The organism is Chitinophaga lutea (assembly GCF_003813775.1).
Taxonomy (GTDB): domain Bacteria; phylum Bacteroidota; class Bacteroidia; order Chitinophagales; family Chitinophagaceae; genus Chitinophaga; species Chitinophaga lutea.
Genome location: NZ_RPDH01000003.1, coordinates 765,056 through 781,380 on the forward strand (window position 1 = coordinate 765,056; position 16,325 = coordinate 781,380).

14 protein-coding genes and 1 tRNA gene are annotated in these 16,325 nt (G+C 53.7%); 6 read left to right on the forward strand and 9 right to left on the reverse strand.

Annotated features, from left to right (window positions below):
- Positions 1-63: 63 nt before the first annotated feature.
- The gene (locus EGT74_RS26190) at positions 64-2,364 is read right to left on the reverse strand and encodes a PSD1 and planctomycete cytochrome C domain-containing protein (RefSeq protein ID WP_123849566.1); all 2,301 of its coding nucleotides are present in this window, start codon (positions 2,362-2,364) and stop codon (positions 64-66) included.
- A 468-nt stretch (positions 2,365-2,832) separates the two neighbouring features.
- A complete protein-coding gene (locus tag EGT74_RS26995; protein WP_158618305.1) occupies positions 2,833-2,988 on the reverse strand; it encodes a hypothetical protein in 156 nt (51 codons plus the stop codon).
- A 421-nt stretch (positions 2,989-3,409) separates the two neighbouring features.
- On the opposite strand from EGT74_RS26995, the gene EGT74_RS26195 reads away from it, so the two are divergent.
- From EGT74_RS26195 to EGT74_RS26210, 4 genes are read left to right on the forward strand one after another with little or no spacing between them, the layout of a single operon-like run.
- Entirely contained in the window at positions 3,410-5,305 is a 1,896-nt protein-coding gene (locus EGT74_RS26195) for a DNA topoisomerase IV subunit B (RefSeq protein ID WP_123849567.1), read from the forward strand.
- A gap of 9 nt (positions 5,306-5,314) precedes the next feature.
- Positions 5,315-6,193 carry a DUF1835 domain-containing protein gene (locus tag EGT74_RS26200; protein ID WP_158618306.1) on the forward strand — a complete coding sequence of 293 codons (879 nt, stop codon included), beginning with the start codon at positions 5,315-5,317 and terminating at the stop codon, positions 6,191-6,193.
- Between the two features lie 9 nt (positions 6,194-6,202).
- A complete protein-coding gene (locus tag EGT74_RS26205) occupies positions 6,203-6,604 on the forward strand; it encodes a hypothetical protein (RefSeq protein WP_123849569.1) in 402 nt (133 codons plus the stop codon).
- A 34-nt stretch (positions 6,605-6,638) separates the two neighbouring features.
- Entirely contained in the window at positions 6,639-9,179 is a 2,541-nt protein-coding gene (locus EGT74_RS26210; protein ID WP_123849570.1) for a DNA gyrase/topoisomerase IV subunit A, read from the forward strand.
- 200 nt (positions 9,180-9,379) lie between these two features.
- On the opposite strand, the gene EGT74_RS26215 is transcribed toward EGT74_RS26210, so the two are convergent.
- From EGT74_RS26215 to EGT74_RS26240, 6 genes are all read right to left on the reverse strand, one after another.
- The gene (locus tag EGT74_RS26215) at positions 9,380-9,856 is read right to left on the reverse strand and encodes a YdeI/OmpD-associated family protein (protein ID WP_123849571.1); all 477 of its coding nucleotides are present in this window, start codon (positions 9,854-9,856) and stop codon (positions 9,380-9,382) included.
- A gap of 73 nt (positions 9,857-9,929) precedes the next feature.
- Positions 9,930-10,907, reverse strand: a complete 978-nt coding sequence (locus EGT74_RS26220; RefSeq protein ID WP_123849572.1) for a hypothetical protein — start codon at positions 10,905-10,907, stop codon at positions 9,930-9,932.
- A 26-nt stretch (positions 10,908-10,933) separates the two neighbouring features.
- A complete protein-coding gene (locus EGT74_RS26225; RefSeq protein WP_123849573.1) occupies positions 10,934-12,052 on the reverse strand; it encodes a glycosyltransferase in 1,119 nt (372 codons plus the stop codon).
- Complete coding sequence (locus EGT74_RS26230) at positions 12,049-13,002, reverse strand: glycosyltransferase family 2 protein (protein WP_123849574.1); 954 nt, start codon at positions 13,000-13,002, stop codon at positions 12,049-12,051. Before EGT74_RS26230 ends, EGT74_RS26225 begins: the two co-directional genes overlap by 4 nt.
- Positions 13,003-13,497: a DUF4199 domain-containing protein gene (locus EGT74_RS26235; protein WP_123849575.1), complete on the reverse strand. Its 495-nt coding sequence runs from the start codon at positions 13,495-13,497 to the stop codon at positions 13,003-13,005. It lies immediately after the preceding gene.
- A 12-nt stretch (positions 13,498-13,509) separates the two neighbouring features.
- Positions 13,510-14,778 carry a dihydroorotase gene (locus EGT74_RS26240; RefSeq protein ID WP_123849576.1) on the reverse strand — a complete coding sequence of 423 codons (1,269 nt, stop codon included), beginning with the start codon at positions 14,776-14,778 and terminating at the stop codon, positions 13,510-13,512.
- 203 nt (positions 14,779-14,981) lie between these two features.
- Here EGT74_RS26240 and EGT74_RS26245 point away from each other — a divergent pair.
- Both EGT74_RS26245 and EGT74_RS26250 read left to right on the forward strand, forming a co-directional pair.
- A tRNA-Pro gene (locus EGT74_RS26245) sits at positions 14,982-15,055 on the forward strand.
- Between the two features lie 193 nt (positions 15,056-15,248).
- A complete protein-coding gene (locus tag EGT74_RS26250; protein ID WP_123849577.1) occupies positions 15,249-15,551 on the forward strand; it encodes a hypothetical protein in 303 nt (100 codons plus the stop codon).
- Between the two features lie 305 nt (positions 15,552-15,856).
- On the opposite strand, the gene EGT74_RS26255 is transcribed toward EGT74_RS26250, so the two are convergent.
- Positions 15,857-16,255, reverse strand: a complete 399-nt coding sequence (locus EGT74_RS26255; protein WP_220392974.1) for an antibiotic biosynthesis monooxygenase family protein — start codon at positions 16,253-16,255, stop codon at positions 15,857-15,859.
- Positions 16,256-16,325: the final 70 nt, after the last annotated feature.

A 16,325-nucleotide genomic window follows, 5' to 3' on the forward strand; every position in this document is an offset into this window, starting at 1 on the left:
GGTATGCCTTCACGGTCTGCGGCTGTTTTAAATCTTTTTTGTGTTGCGTAAGGCGCGGTGCGCTTACGTTTTCGCCAGTGTTTCTTCGAGGTTGTAAATCGTGGTCACCACCTGCATCAGCGCGGCGATGGCCTGTTTGTCCGCTTTTTCCGGGAGCGGGTATTCGCCGTTGTTCAGCAGTTTCTCCGCTGCAGCGGGCTGCTGCCGGAAATACTGTTGCTGTTCACTGTAATATGCTTTCAATACACTGAGCTCTTTTGCGTTGGGCTTGCGGCATACGATACGCCGGAAGGCCGTTTCCACCGGGTCCGTCTTTTCCGCCAGCAGCCTGGTGGCCAGCACCCTCGATGCTTCGAGCACCTGCGGGTCGTTGAGCATCACCAGCGCCTGCAGCGGCGTGTTGGTGGAAGTGCGTTTGATCTCGCACTGGTCGCGGTTGCTGCCGTCGAAAATCATGAGCGAAGGCGGCGGCACGGTGCGTTTGATGAACGTGTATAACCCGCGGCGGTAGAGGCTTTCGCCATGGTCCTGTATGTATCTTGAAAGCTGTCCGCGGCCGGAGGTGGCCAGTTCCCACAAACCTTTCGGCTGGTAAGGCTTCACGCTGGGCCCGCCGATCTTTTTCACGAGCAGCCCGCTGCTGCTCAGCACAAGGTCGCGCGCCAGTTCCGCCGGCAGCCGCTGGCGCGGTGCGCGGGAGAGCCAGATGTTATCCGGGTCGCGCGCCAGTTTCTTTTTACTGGCCACCGCGCTCTGGCGGTAAGTAGCGGAGGTCACGATCTGTTTCATCAGGCGTTTCACGTTCCAGCCGTTTTTCATGAAATCCACGGCCAGCCAGTCGAGCAGCGCCGGGTGCGAAGGCAGTTCGCCCTGCATACCGAAGTCGCCCGACGTTTTGACGATGCCCCTGCCGAACACTTCCTGCCACATACGGTTCACGAAAACGCGGGCGGTGAGCGGATTCTGCGGGCTCACGAGCCACTCCGCCAGCCCCAGCCGGTTGGGCCGCCCTTTGAATGCCAGGATGGAACGGGGCGTGCCGGGCAGCACTTCGGTGCCGTGATTATCGTACACCCCACGCTGAAGGATATACGACTTGCGCGCGGTGTCGAGGTCGCCCATCACCGACACGATCAGTTTGTTGGTATCGGGTTTGTTGATGAAAGTGAGGATGTTTTTCACCTCATCGTTCGAGATCTCCATGTAGGGTTTCTTGGCGTACGTGTCAGGACCGCCCACTACGGACTCGAGACCTACTTCCTTCACGCTGTTAAAGAACGCGTAGAGTTTGTAATATTCTTCCTGTGAGAAAGGATCGTATTTATGATCGTGGCACTTCGCGCACTCGATGGTAACGCCGATGAAGGCCTTGCCGAAAGTATTGGTGCGGTCGCTCACGTATTCCACGCGGTATTCTTCGTCGATCACCCCGCCTTCTTCCGTGATCTTGTGGTTGCGGTTGAAGCCGGTGGCCAGCAACTGTTCGCGGGTGGCGCCGGGCATGAGGTCGCCCGCCAGTTGCCAGGTGACGAAGGTGCTGTAGGGCATGTTGGTGTTGAAGGCATGTATCACCCAGTCGCGCCAGGGCCACATGCTGCGGTAGTTATCGTCCTGGTACCCATGCGAGTCCGCATACCGCGCCACATCCATCCAGTGTATCGCCATTTTCTCGCCGTACTGCGGCATGGCGAGCAGGGTGTCTACCATCCGCTCGTATGCGTCGGGACGGTCATCGGCGAGGAAGCGGTCGGTCAGCTCCACGGAAGGCGGCAGCCCGGTAATATCGAGCGAGGCACGTTTGAGCAGGTGCTCTTTATCCGCTTCTTCGTTAGGCTCCAGGCCGGCGTTTTCCATGCCTTCGAGGATGAAGCGGTCTATTTCATTGCGTGGCCAGTCTTCATCGCCTACATCGGGCAGCTGTCCCGCCCTGGGAGGAACGAAGGCCCAGTGAGGCTTATATTCCGCGCCCTGTTTGATCCACTTTTCGATCAGCTTTATTTCCCTTTCGGTGAGCTGGAGGTTGGAATTGACGGGCGGCATGCGCAGGGAAGTGTCTTCCGAAATGATTCTTTTGTAGACTTCGGAAAGGTGAGGCTTGCCGCGCACGAACGCAAAAGCTCCCGGTGTTTCTTGCAGTGCTTTAAAGGCGCTGTCGCCGATATCGAGGCGCAGGCCCGCTTCGCGTTTGTTCGCATCCGGGCCGTGACAGGTGAAGCACTTGTCGGACAGGATGGGACGGATATGGAAATTATAATCCACTTCGTCCGGCAGCCTGCCGCTATCGGCGCTCTGCCGGGCGCCCGGCCGGTTGCAGGCGAAAACCAGGAAGAATAGAAGTGGTACAAGGCACAGATGTCTTTTCATATCGGTGGAAATAAGTCCGCTCTTTGGTTTTATTTAAGAAAACAATAAGTACTGTAGCGTTGCTAGTATGTCTAGACAAAGTAAGCCTTTTTTGCGGGGTTTGCAAGTATTATGGGGCTATCAGAATAAATATGCAAATAAACAGTAGGAAAATGCAAATATAGGAGGAGTTCAGGGGAGGAGAGAAAACCATTGCGCTGCAAACGGTGCTTTTGAGCGGATCATAAAAAAGGGCTGACCCGAAAGTGCTCCTTTCCGGTCAGCCCCATGCTTCCGCACAGTGGTGCTGGCATCAGCCTGCAGAGCGAACTTTCACAACGCGCGATTTCATGTATTTACGCGCAAAATGTGCCATCAGCACTACAGAGGCAATGCAAAGGCACGCCAGTTTGAATAATAAGCCGGTTTTCATAGGTATAGGGATTTAGAATCAATTCAATCTGGAAAAAAACGAGGGGAGAGCGCTCCTCAGCGAAGCATCTGCCAGGAGTCGAACTTCTGTACCACCCGGATGCATACATCCCTGAAGCGGTACATCGACCTTTGCTCATGTCCGATTAATAAAGTTACCACGAAAGCTACCACCAAAACTGCCATTACCAGTATAAAGAACATCGTTTTCATCAGGATAGATTTTTAAGTTTCACAGGCGGGTTACTCATGGATGTGGATGTAAATATAGATAATTTAATCATATAAAATAATAATTGAATGGAAATTTATTTGTTACCTAGTTCATCCGCTATTTATCTAAGAAAATATGACTTTTATTGTAATGTATTATTATACGAAAGTGTGATTTTGGGGAGGGCCGGGGCGTTAAATGGCGCCATGGGCAATGTGAATTATATATACAATGGCATCAAAATCAATTAAATAGGTATGGTGCATAAAATCTACTTGGGATATTGGTTGAATCCTTTATTTTTGCCAACGACCGAATTTTGCTAAAAGATTTAGTAAGGGGTCGGGTGATCTTCAACCCCAGCGGCGCTTTCTTAAGTTTAATTTGGTTGGACTTGCTTTGAATTTTAATTGACAAACTATGGCAGAAAATAAAGAGCTGTTTAATGCCTATACCGAGGAATCGATCCGCTCGCTCGACTGGCGGGAGCATATCCGGCTGCGCCCGGGGATGTACATCGGCAAACTCGGGGACGGCAGCAGTATGGACGACGGCATCTATATCCTGATCAAAGAGGTGGTAGACAACTGTATCGACGAGCATATGATGGGCTTCGGCAAGCAGATCGACATTAAAGTGACGGAGCATAGCGTAACGGTGCGGGACTATGGCCGGGGCATTCCCCTGGGCAAGGTGGTGGACGTGGTGAGCAAGATCAACACCGGCGCGAAATACGACAGTAAGGCCTTCCAGAAGTCGGTGGGCCTCAACGGGGTGGGTACCAAAGCGGTGAATGCCCTGTCGAGCTACTTCAAAGTGTCCTCTTTCCGCGACGGCCGCATCAAAGCCGCCGAATTCGAGCGGGGGGTGCTCACCAAAGACCATCGCGAGGCCGATGCCAAAGAATCGAACGGTACATTGGTGACTTTTGTGCCGGATGATACGGTGTTCAAGAACTACCATTATATCCCGGACTTCCTGGAAAACCAGATCTGGAACTACTGTTTCCTCAACGCCGGGCTGACCATCAACTTCAACGGCCAGAAATATATTTCCAAAAACGGCCTGCTCGACCTGTTGCAGCGTAAAACCACGGCGGACGACCTGCGCTACCCGATCATCCACCTGAAAGGGGACGACATCGAGGTGGCCATCACCCACGAAAACCAGTACGGCGAAGAATATTACTCCTTTGTGAACGGCCAGCACACCACCCAGGGCGGTACGCACCTGGCGGCGTTCAGGGAGGCCTTCGTGAAAACCGTGCGCGACTTCTATAAAAAAGACTACGACGCTACCGACATCCGCGCGTCCATCTGTGCGGCCATTGCCGTAAGGGTACAGGAGCCGGTGTTCGAAAGCCAGACCAAAACCAAACTGGGCTCACTCACGGTATCGGAAGGCGGGCAGTCGATGAAAGCCTTCGTGCTGGAATTCCTCAGCAAGCAGCTCGACGATTACCTGCACCGGAACTCGTCCGTGGCCGATGCGCTGAAAAAACGCATCGAACAGAGCGAGCGCGAAAGGAAGGAACTGGCCGGTATCAAGAAACTGGCGAACGACAGGGCCAAAAAAGCCAACCTGCACAACAAAAAGCTGCGCGATTGCCGGGTGCACATGAACGAGGAATATTCCGGCAAAGGCAAGGAAGAAATGGAAAGCCGCCAGAAAGAAACCACCATCTTCATTACGGAAGGTGATTCCGCGAGCGGTTCCATCACCAAGTCGCGCAACGTGGAAACGCAGGCGGTGTTCAGCCTGCGCGGCAAGCCGCTGAACTGCTACGGCCTTACCAAAAAGATCGTGTACGAAAATGAAGAGTTCAACCTGCTGCAGCACGCCCTCAACATCGAAGAAGGGCTCGAAGGGCTGCGGTACAACAATATCGTGATCGCCACCGATGCGGACGTGGACGGGATGCACATCCGTTTGCTGATGCTGACGTTCTTCCTGCAGTTTTTCCCCGACCTGGTGAAAAACGGGCACGTGTACATTCTCGAAACGCCGCTGTTCCGCGTGCGCAACAAACAGGAAACGATTTACTGCTACAGCGAGGAAGAAAAACAGAAAGCGGTGCGCAAACTCGGCAACAAGCCCGAGATTACCCGATTCAAAGGCCTGGGTGAGATTTCCCCCGAGGAGTTCGGGCAGTTCATCGGCGATGATATGCGCAAGTCGCCCATCATCCCGTCGAAAGACATGCCGGTAGCCAAAATACTGGAGTATTACATGGGCAAGAACACCCAGCACAGGCAGGATTTTATTATTAATAACCTCCGCTACGAAAAAGATCTGGCGGAAGAAATTGCGAGTTAAGGAATGATTTTGCATATCGTATTTGGCCAGGCGTCCGCCGCCAACCTGAAGGCCGCTTTTGAGCTGGACCCGAACCTGGACGGCGAGATGATGTGTTTTGACGACGATTTATCGGTAGGCCCGTTGTTTATACTGGACACGCCGGACGGCCGCAGGGCGCGCAAGGAGTGGTGGACAACCATGCAGGCCGCCGGACCCGCCGCGGCCGGCACACAGGTGGCGCTGGACGTTGAACAGGAGCCCGCCGCGGAAACGGTGGCTACCGTGGTGGAAGACGTAGACCCCGTGCGCGCGCTGAAAGCACGCCTGCGCGAGGAAGAAGAACTGACGATATGGATCTGGGCAGGCCAGAACGCCGCGGATGTTTGCGGGTATTACTGGCTTATCAGCCAGCTGGACCGTTTCTCCGGCCGCATTCATCTCATCTACCTGAACAACCTGCCTTTCCTGAACGAAAAGAACGCGGTGTTTTATCCCACGCACCTGCACCAGATATTACCGAAAGAATTCCTGAAGGCCAAAAAACTGGCGCGGGAAGTATCGCTGGCGGAGTTTGAACTGGACGGCGACGAATGGCGCCGCCTCATGAATGAAAACGCCGGTGTAAGGCTGCTGGAAGGCGGCAAAAAGATACGCGGCGAAGCAGCCGGTTTTTATGATAAAGACCTGTTGCAGCCCCTTACGCAGGAGTTCCAGAAAGCGAACAAGGTGATTGGCCAGGTAACCGGGAAATTCAAATACCCGGTGATGGACCAGTACCTGAACTGGCGCCTGAAGGAAATGGTGCGCGAAGGGAAAATCGAAGCCCGCGGCGAACTGAAAACCATGAAAGATTACGAGGTGAAACTGCCCGGCGGGAATGCTCCCGAAGGAGAAGTAGCCGAATAAGCGTTGAATATGTCAGAAATCATCATTACACCGCTCGAGCTGAGAGGGGAAGACGAGAGAGGACGGAATTACGAATGGCAGACCTTCCGTACCGGCACCTTCGTGCTCTGCTACCGCAACGCCGGCAGCAGCAGCGGCCAGCATTACCATACCGGCGCCAGCGATTACAAGAATCCCGAGATCATGTACCTGCTGAGCGGCAAAGCGGCCATTCACTGGTGCCCCATCGAAGAAACCGTGTTGAGAACGGTGGAAGTGGAAGCACCGGCGCGCGTGGAAATCCCCATCCGCATCTGGCACCAGCTGGTGGCGGTGACCGACTGTTCTTTCATGGAGCTGAACACGATGGAAGATGTGCGGATGGATTCCGTGCGGGTATGGCGCGATGACTTTCTGAGAGGCAAGCGATAATCACAATTACACCGAAAGTTTTTTAAAGGATCATATGAGTACTATAAACGACGAATCAGCGGACGAGTCACTGCACGGGATGGAGCATGTGGATGAAAAGTACAAGGACTGGTTCCTGGACTATGCCTCTTACGTAATCCTGGAGCGTGCCGTTCCGGGCGTGGAAGACGGCCTTAAACCTGTACAGCGGCGTATTTTGCACGCCATGAAAGAAATGGACGACGGCCGTTTCAACAAGGTGGCCAATGTGATCGGGCAAACGATGCAGTACCACCCTCACGGTGATCAGTCCATCAGCGATGCGATCGTGAACCTGGGGCAGAAAGACCTCCTGATCGAAACCCAGGGTAACTGGGGCGATGTGCGCACAGGCGACGATGCGGCCGCCGCCCGTTACATCGAGGCGCGCCTTTCCAAGTTCGCACTGGACGTAGCCTTCAATGCCAAGACCACCGAATGGCAGCTCAGCTACGACGGCCGGAAAAACGAGCCCCTGGCGCTGCCCATGAAGTTCCCGCTGTTGCTGGCGCAAGGCGCCGAAGGGATTGCCGTAGGCCTCAGCACCAAAATATTACCGCATAATTTCATCGAACTGATAGACGCGTCCATCAAATACCTGCGCGGCAAGAAATTCGAACTGTACCCGGATTTCATGACCGGCGGCATGGTAGACGTGACCAACTATAACGACGGCCGCCGCGGCGGCAAAGTGAGGGTGCGCGCGCACATCGAGGAGAAAGACAAAAAGACGCTCATCATCCGCGACGTGCCGTACGGCGTGACCACCACGGCCCTGATGGACTCCATCGTAAAGGCTAATGATAACGGCAAGATCAAGATCAAGAAGGTGGTGGACAGCACGGCGAAAGACGTGGAAATCGAAGTGCAGCTGGCGCCCGGTATTTCCCCGGACATCACCATCGATGCGCTTTACGCTTTCACGGATTGCGAAGTGTCCATTTCCCCGAACGCCTGCGTGATCATCGACGACAAGCCGCGCTTCATCGGCGCTGCGGACCTGCTCCGGCATGCCACCGACTTTACCAAAGACCTGCTCAAACGCGAGCTGGAAATCAAACTGGACGAACTGGAAGCCAAATGGCATTACACCTCGCTGGAAAAGATCTTCTTCGAAAAAGGGATATACAAGGAACTGGAGCAAAAGCACAAAGACTGGGAAACCGTACTGGTAGCCATCGATAAAGGTTTTGCCCCTTACAAGAAACAACTCCGCCGCGAAATTCTCCGAGAAGACATCCTGAAACTCACGGAGAAACCGGTGCGCCGCATCTACCGCCTCGACATCAATGAACTTACCGAACAGATCAAGTCCATCGAGGCCGACATCAAACAGGTCAAACACGACCTCGCCAACCTCGTGGACTTCGCCGTGCAGTACTATGAAACCCTGCTGAAGAAATACGGCAAGGGCCGCGAGCGCAAAACGGAGATCAAGCTGTTCGACACCATCCAGGTGCAGCAGGTGGCCATCGCCAATACCAAACTGTATGTGAACCGGGCGGACGGCTTCATCGGCACTTCGCTGAAAAAAGACGAGTTCGTGGCCGACTGCTCCGACCTCGATAATATCATCGTATTCCGCCGCGACGGGGTGATGCTGGTGACCAAGGTGGCCGACAAAACCTTCGTGGGCAAGGACATCATCCATGTGGATGTGTTCCGCAAAGGCGACGAGCGCATGATCTACAACATGATTTACGTAGACGGTAAAACCGGCTACAGCCTGGCCAAACGCTTCAACGTAACCGGTATTACGCGCGACAAGGAGTACAACCTCACCAAAAGCGATAAAGGCTCCAAGGTGCATTATTTCACTGCCAACTCCAACGGTGAGGCCGAAGTGGTGACGGTGAAACTGAGCCCGAACTGTCCCGCTAAGAAAAAGGAATTCGACTTCTACTTTGAAACCATCCCCATCAAGGGCCGCGGCTCCATGGGCAACGTGGTGACAAAATATCCCATCAAATCCGTGAAGTTCAAGGAAGCCGGGGCATCCACCTTATCCGGTATCAAAATCTGGTACGACGATACGGTGGGCCGCCTCAACACCGAACAACGCGGTTTGTATGTAGGCTCGTTCGAAGGGGACGACAAGATCCTCGTGTTCTACAAAAACGGCACTTACGAGCTGACGAACTACGAGATCACGAACCGTTACGAATCGAACGACGCCGTGTATATTGAGAAGTTCAGCCCCGAGAAGCTGGTGACGGCTATTTATTTCGACGCGGACAAAAAACAGTTCAACGTCAAACGTTTCAAAATCGAGACGGCCACGCTGAACAACAAGTTCCTGTTCATCAAGGAAGGGCCGAACAACTACCTCGAACTGGTGACTACACAGGCAGACCCGATCGTGGTGCTGCGGACCGGCAAAAAGCGTGACCCTGAGGAAGAGGAGATCTCGCTGGCCGAAGCATATGAAGTGACCGGCTGGAAGGCCGTGGGCACGAAGATAGCCGGGGAAGACTTCGTCAGCGTGGAACTGGTGAATGAAGAGGAAGAAGAGGCGCCGCCGGAAGATGAAGGAAATGTTCAGGGAGAATTATTCTAACCAACGATAACGATTAATGCCGGGTGAAAGCCCGGCATTTTTTATGCTGGTTTTGTGATCGAGCAGGCGGTGCTCCGGGAGAATTGCACTAACTAACGATAATGATCAATGCCGGGTGAAAGCCCGGCATTTTTTATGTGCAGGCAAATCCAGGCTCTCCAGGCCGGTGAATTTCCCGCAATTCATTTCTGCAACTCCGTTCAGGAAAATTTCTTCCCCTTCGCAATTTTAGTCACGGCGTCGGCGATGCGCTCCACGCGTGTTTTTTCTTCCGCCGGCTCGTTTACCCAGCGTATCCAGGCCTGTTGTTCGGTTTTGGAGAAGGTTTTGTAATGCTCCCAGGCCGCGGGCTCGTCTTTGAGACAGGTGGTAAATTCATCCGCCGCCACCGGTGCGCCGGCTTCCTGGATATGCAGCACGATCTTCACCCAGTCGCCCGCCTCTTTGCCGATCTGTTTGCGGATGGCGGCGTTGACGGGGATAAAATAGCGGCGCTCGCCCATCGACATGAGGGTGGCGTTGGTGATGGCATAATCGTCGATGGTGCCCGATACTTTGGTGAAGACGGATATTTTCCGTTTGCCGTTGCTGGCTTCCGGGATGTGGGCGTACGTCCAGCCGCCTTTGCCGGGGAATTTCTGTAATTGGTATTTTTTGTTGCAGAGGGGAGTTTGCATATAGTCCGGTATTGATCGATTGTTGAAGAGTGCGACGCAACGGCGGCCCAATCACCATCCCGCTGCCCGGCCCCTAATCCTTTTTCTTCCTTTTGCCTTTCTGCGCCGCTTTTTCCGCCTCTTCCGCCATGATATCCTCGGCGGTGCGGGGGCGCTTCATATCCACCCGTTTCCGGTCGATGGGGGCAACAATGGGCTCTTTCCCCAGCTGCAGCGCATCGTGGAACACTTTCTCCACGTGCACCCATTTGCCGGCCTTCCATTTGAAACCTTCGAAGTCGAGGTCGGGCACGTAGGTATATTTTTTATGCTCTTCGCCGGTTTCGGAAATGAGATGGTCGAACACCACCATGTCCATCTCGGCATTGAAGTTGAGAGCAGCTACCGCATCGCGTTTGTATTCGATGATGAAGCGGTTGCGCGTGGGCCTGCGCACCGTGTCTTCCGCGAAGCTGAAGTAGGGGCCGCCGAACACAGGCTCGCCGTTTTTGAAGGTGAGCATTTCCATGACCTTTTTCTGGCTTGTCTGCGAATTGGCGTCCCAGCCGAAGAGCGTGTAATATTCGGCGTTGAAATAGCGGCGCTGTATCATGGCGTAGTACAGGCAGCCGAACCAGCCTTTGTGGTTGGTGACGGTGTCGGTGTTTTTCGAAAAATCCGAGTTATCGAAGAGGGGGAATATTTTCAGCGAACCGTCTTTCGTGTTCATCTGGATCACCCCATAATGCCGGAAGGTGCTGTTGTCTTTTTCCAGCGGCCAGGTAAGGATGCGGAAAGAGCTGTCTGCCGGGTATACCTTGGCCATGGTGGCGATGGAATCGAAAGGGTAGTAGTAGGAGTGTTTTGTCTTGAGCGCTTTCACCAGTTTGGGGATGAACTCGTCGTTGGTGCGCTCGCGCACGGTTTCTTCCTTGCCGTGGATGATGTTGTAACTGAGCTCGCGAAGCGTGTCCTGCAGGGTGTTCAGCGTATCCATGGCGGGTTTGCTGATGCGCTGTGCGTGAACGGTAATTGTCAGAAAACTAAAAAGTATGGCAATAATGTGCTTCATAGTGCAATAACAGTAAAATGCGCCGATTATTGTGTCAGAGAACCGAGCGTGTCCGTAAAGTGATCCCAGGAGTACAGTTGTTTCTGCTCCCGTATAAAGTTACTGAAAACGCCGGAGGGTTGGTCCAGGAAACGCAGAATGCCGTCCGCAATGGCTTTGGGCGAAGGTTCCGTAACATAGCCCGCTTTGCCGTCCGGCACAATTTCCGGCAGGCCGCCCACGTTGGTGACCAGCATGGGTTTCTCAAAATGATAGGCCATCTGTGAGATGCCGCTTTGGGTGGCCGTTCTGTAGGGTTGCACCACCAGGTCCGCCGCCGAGAAATAATATTTCACCTCCTCATTCGGGATAAAATCTTCGATCAGCTGTACGCGGGGTGTGAGGAGGGGCTCGTATTTCTTTTTGTCTTCATAAAACTCGCCCGCCACCAGCAGGTGCAGGTTGTCCATGGCCTGCAGCCGCGGGTCTGCGAAGGCTTCCAGCAGCAGGTCGAGCCCCTTGTAGGCGCGGATGAAGCCGAAAAACAGCAGGTAGCGGTGCTGTGGGTGGAGGCCCAGGTGTTTCCTGGCGGTTTCCTGCGGCACGGGGTCGCCGAAGCTGTCGTACACCGGGTGCGGGGCGAAGGCTACCGGCGCTTTGGTGAACTGTTTCAGGTCGTTTTCCACTTCGCGGCTGAGGGTGATGAAGGCATCGCACTGCCGCACGAAATACCGGGTAAAAGGCACGTCGCCCGGCCGTTTTTCATGGGGGATGAGGTTGTGTACCAGCCCGATGATGCGGGAATGCCCGTTTTTGCGGATCATTTTCGCGATGGTGCCCAGGCTGGGGGCCATGAGCGGCAGCCAGAACGCCACGATCACGATATCCGGGCGCTGCTTCGCGATGGCGCGGCCGGTGCGGAACCAGTTGAGCGGGTTCATGGAATGCACGCTCCGTTTGATGCGGAGATTTGCCGGGGCCGGGCCAGTGGCGTACTGCGTTTTGCCCGGGAACATGAACGCGGGATACTGGAACGAAAAGGTGTGTATTTCCACGTCGTTCCCCTGTGCGGTGAGCTGTTCCGCCAGGCGCTCGTTAAAAGCGGCCAGCCCGCCCCGCAAGGGGTGGGCCGGACCGAGGATAATTATTTTCTGGTTGCGGATCATGTATTTTCCAGCGTTTCTTCCACCAGGTATGCGTTCCGTTCCGGCGCGTTGCGGCCTACCATTTCCGCGAGGAAGCCGGTGAGGAACAGCTGCGAGCCGATGATGAGCAACAACAGGGCGAGGTAAAAGATCGGGCGTTCCGTCATTTTATATTGCATGAAAAAGAATTTCGCGAAGGTGAGGTACCCCGCGATCAGGAAACCGAATATAAAAAACAGGGTGCCCAGCGCCCCGAAGAAGTGCATGGGGCGTTTGCCGAAGCGGCCTACAAAGGTGATGGAGGCCAGGTCGAGGAATCCGTTCAGAAAACGTTCGAGCCCGAACTTGGTGGTACCGTATTTGCGTTTGCGGTGCTCCACCACTTTTTCACCGATCTTGCGGAAACCGCTCCATTTGGCGATGACGGGGATGTAGCGGTGCATTTCGCCGTAGACCTCGATGGTTTTCACCACCTTCTTGCGGTACGATTTGAGGCCGCAGTTGAAGTCGTGCAGCTTGATGCCGCTCATTTTCACCGTCGCCCAGTTGAAGAGCTTGGAGGGAATGTTTTTGGTGAGGGTATTGTCGTACCGCACTTTTTTCCAGCCGCTCACGAGGTCGTAACCGTCGTTGACGATCATACTGTAAAGGCCGGGGATTTCGTCGGGACTATCCTGCAAATCCGCGTCCATGGTAATGATCACGCGGCCCTGCGCTTTGCGGAAGCCTTCGTTGAGGGCGGCGGATTTGCCGTAGTTGCGCTGGAATTTGATGCCTTTGATGCAGCGGTTTTCAGCGGCGAGGCGCCGGATGACCTTCCACGATTCGTCGGTGCTGCCGTCGTCCACCATCCACACTTCGTAAGAGAAGTTATTTTCTTCCATCACGCGCGCAATCCAGGCGGCCAGCTCCGGCAGCGACTCTTCTTCGTTTTTTAAAGGAACAACTACGGATATATCGAGATTCTGCATTTATTGTTTTTTCTTTTTTGCTACGGCTGCACCAACGAGGGAAGAAACCACGCCGATCAGCAGGTACATGAACAGGCCGCCGGCTATCATGAAAAGCATGAAGTTCTTGCGGACCATTTCCATCGCTTTTTCCGTATCCTCCTCCGAGCCGCCGCGACCACTGGAGGCAGCCGCCTGCATGGATTCTTCGATCAGTCTTTCTTTATAATCCGGGAACAGCGTAACGAACAGCAGCATGAAGCCGATGGCGATCAGCGTCATGATGGCCGTGATACGGAACCCGTTGCCGAACACTTCGCCGAAGGTCACATCGGCGTCGTTGATTTTGCTGTAGTTGATGCAGCCCCAGATGATGGTACCCGCCAAAACGAGTGTGGGTAGCCATTTGAACAGGCCGTTCTGGGAAGAGATTCCCGCAAAATACTGGATAAACGCCAGGACGATGATGATCAGGGAGCCGACAAGGGCGAAAGGTAAATGGTTCTTGTTCTTCATAGGAAGATCGTTTTAGTGATTTTCGAATAGTAGTTTGTTGTGAACGATTGCTTTTGCTTTACCTGTGAGTTCCATTCCCAGAAAGGGTGTATTGCGGCTTTTGGAACCGATATGCTGATCGGTGAACGTATATTTTTCGTCGGGTTCGAAGCAGGTGAGGTCCGCGATGGCGTCTTTGGCGATGGCCGTTTCCGGCAGGCCGAAGATGGCGCGGGGGGAAGTGGTGAGCATGGTGATGAGCCTGTCCAGCGGAACGTCCGGCAGCGCTTTGCGCAGTGCGCCGAAGCAGCTTTCGAGGCCGGTCATGCCGTTTTTGGCGTATTCGAACTCCACCTGTTTGGCGTCCCAGTCCTGCGGCTGGTGGTGCGTGGCGATGCAGTCCACGATACCGGATTTGATGGCGTCTTTCAGCGCCTGCACGTCGTCTGCCGAGCGGAGGGGCGGGTTCACCTTCAGGAAACTGTTGTAGGTGACCATATCCGCTTCCGTAAACAGCAGGTGGTAGGGTGTCACCGAGCAGGTTACCTTGATGCCGTCCGCTTTGGCCGCGGCGATGAGCTCCACGCTTTTGCGGGTGCTGACGGCGGTGAAGTGGATATTGGAGCCGGTGTATTTCGCCAGTTCCAGGTCGCGGCGGATCATGATCTCCTCCGCGATGGCCGGTTTGCCCGGCATGCCCAGCTGGGTGGAGAAGATGCCTTCGTGCATGAGGCCGTGGCCGGAAATGCTGGTATCGTCCGGCAGCTGTATAACGGTGCCGTTGAAGGCTTTCACGTACTGGAGGGCTTTGAGCATGATGCCTGAGGCCTGTACCGGTTTGAGGCCGTCGGAGAAGGCGATGGCGCCCGTTTGGCGCATTTCGTACATTTCCGCCAGGGAGGTGCCTTCCAGGTTTTTGCTGATGGCGCCGATGGGGAGCACGGTAACGGCTCCGTAGCGGGTTTTGCTCAGCACGTATTCGATCTGGGTTTTGGTGTGGAGGGCAGGCTGGGTGTTGGGGACGATCATGACGGTGGTGAAGCCGCCTTTGGCTGCGGCGTTGGCGCCGGAGCTGAGATCTTCCTTGTATTCCTGGCCCGGATCGCAGAATTGTGCAAAAACGTCCATCCACCCGGAGGAAACGTGCAGGTTATTGCCGGTGATCACTTTGGCGCCGTCCGCAGCAGCAATATTGTCTGCAATATTGGTGATGACGCCGTTCTGAATGAAGATATCCTGAGTTTGCCCGTGCAAAGGGGAGAGAGGAGCGATGATTTTTGCGCTTTTGATTAAAATCTGCATTGTATAATTTTATCCCAATCAGGGGCAAATGTAAGCATTTATGCTTTCATACGTATGCCCGTTTCGGGAGGGAATTTTGGAGGGATTGTTAAAAAAAGTGCACAAATTTTTCATAAAATGAAATTAATGTTTACATTTGCATCCCGTTGTAAACGAAGCGTCTTTGTTGCAGCGGCGGCAGTGAAAACTGCCGGTACCGGTTTCGGGACGTAGCGCAGCCCGGTAGCGCACTTGCATGGGGTGCAAGGGGTCGCTAGTTCGAATCTAGTCGTCCCGACAAGCTTTAAAGGTCATCAGTTTTCTGGTGGCCTTTTTTGTTATGAAAAAGGTAAATTGCTATTATAATCTCCACTATGCCGATCTGTAGATGTTCCGCCCAAACAAGCAAATCCTTAAAAGAATTCTATACTGAGGTTTCATCAGAGGACAATTCAGGAGTAGGTGGTCAGCAAATGTTAATCCTGATCGATATGATCGACCAGTTATTTGTTGAAACAGCGCTTTGGGGACTGACTTCGCATTACGACTTGGTCATATTGCCAAAAGATGATTGGAAATCTGACTGGTATGTAAAGGTGTTGGCCTCGAGTTTTGGTGAATATCGGTTTGAATATTTGTTGCCGGAAAACAAAAGACCCTGGAAAAATGCGGTAGTGATAGGTGTCGCTACGAATTTGGCAGAGGCAAAAAAATATTTGCTTATTGCCATGCTTGAAAGCGAGGGCTGGCAGGGGAATACTGAATTGAAGAAGTTAGCTGAACAATATATATGAGTACAAGCTCCTTATTGGGTTGTGATGATGTAGTCGCCTGCCATATCAGTGCCGGCACCCGGCACTCGGGCTCCGGTATCAATCAGCAATAGCAGTTTTGTTATGTTGATGGGTAGCAGACCGGCCGGATTGATGGAGCGTTATCTGTTGAATGACCTGCTCCTGCTCAAAAACTCCTGATAATCGTTAACGTAAAAAATCACGGAAGCGGCACGCACACTGCAAACGATCGTTGCTGTGTGCGCGCGTGGTTTCATTCAAAGGGGATGCAGCCCTCCGGTTTGGCATTGCCGTAAATACGCCGTCTATTTCCCCTTCCTCCACCCAATCCCCGTTTCCTCATAATGCTTCATCTCCTCGATGTTACCAAAAAACGGCCGCACGTAATTAAAGAAACTGCGAAACGGAGCGCTCTGCCGGAATCCTTTCTCATGATCGTCTTTGGACGTCCAGTGAATGCGCACGATGTAGCGGTCGGGTTCCTCCACGCCCTTCACTACTTCATAGAACAGGCAATACGGCGATTCCTGTAAATGTTTGCCGCCGGCGGCATAGGCTTCTTCGAATTCTTTGTGTTTGTCTGCGGGTACTTTGTACCGGATGATCTCTACGGAGTGCGTCCTGCTGTCTGGCATGGTATTGTTTTTTTGAGCGAATGCGGTGTGGGTGATGAGCATCATCAGCATAAAAGCGAGCGTTTTCATTTTCGTATATTTGACTGCCGCAATGTTATCGAAATTAGCGGCGGCAAAAAATAACTTACCGAAAAGTAGG

Bases quoted from the DNA above. Each gene is read 5' to 3' on its own strand.
- EGT74_RS26190 (WP_123849566.1), bottom strand. From the start codon at position 2,364: ATGAAAAGACATCTGTGCCTTGTACCACTTCTATTCTTCCTGGTTTTC.
- EGT74_RS26995 (WP_158618305.1), bottom strand. From the start codon at position 2,988: ATGAAAACGATGTTCTTTATACTGGTAATGGCAGTTTTGGTGGTAGCT.
- EGT74_RS26195 (WP_123849567.1), top strand. From the start codon at position 3,410: ATGGCAGAAAATAAAGAGCTGTTTAATGCCTATACCGAGGAATCGATC.
- EGT74_RS26205 (WP_123849569.1), top strand. From the start codon at position 6,203: ATGTCAGAAATCATCATTACACCGCTCGAGCTGAGAGGGGAAGACGAG.
- EGT74_RS26210 (WP_123849570.1), top strand. From the start codon at position 6,639: ATGAGTACTATAAACGACGAATCAGCGGACGAGTCACTGCACGGGATG.
- EGT74_RS26215 (WP_123849571.1), bottom strand. From the start codon at position 9,856: ATGCAAACTCCCCTCTGCAACAAAAAATACCAATTACAGAAATTCCCC.
- EGT74_RS26220 (WP_123849572.1), bottom strand. From the start codon at position 10,907: ATGAAGCACATTATTGCCATACTTTTTAGTTTTCTGACAATTACCGTT.
- EGT74_RS26225 (WP_123849573.1), bottom strand. From the start codon at position 12,052: ATGATCCGCAACCAGAAAATAATTATCCTCGGTCCGGCCCACCCCTTG.
- EGT74_RS26230 (WP_123849574.1), bottom strand. From the start codon at position 13,002: ATGCAGAATCTCGATATATCCGTAGTTGTTCCTTTAAAAAACGAAGAA.
- EGT74_RS26235 (WP_123849575.1), bottom strand. From the start codon at position 13,497: ATGAAGAACAAGAACCATTTACCTTTCGCCCTTGTCGGCTCCCTGATC.
- EGT74_RS26240 (WP_123849576.1), bottom strand. From the start codon at position 14,778: ATGCAGATTTTAATCAAAAGCGCAAAAATCATCGCTCCTCTCTCCCCT.
- EGT74_RS26250 (WP_123849577.1), top strand. From the start codon at position 15,249: ATGATCGACCAGTTATTTGTTGAAACAGCGCTTTGGGGACTGACTTCG.
- EGT74_RS26255 (WP_220392974.1), bottom strand. From the start codon at position 16,255: ATGAAAACGCTCGCTTTTATGCTGATGATGCTCATCACCCACACCGCA.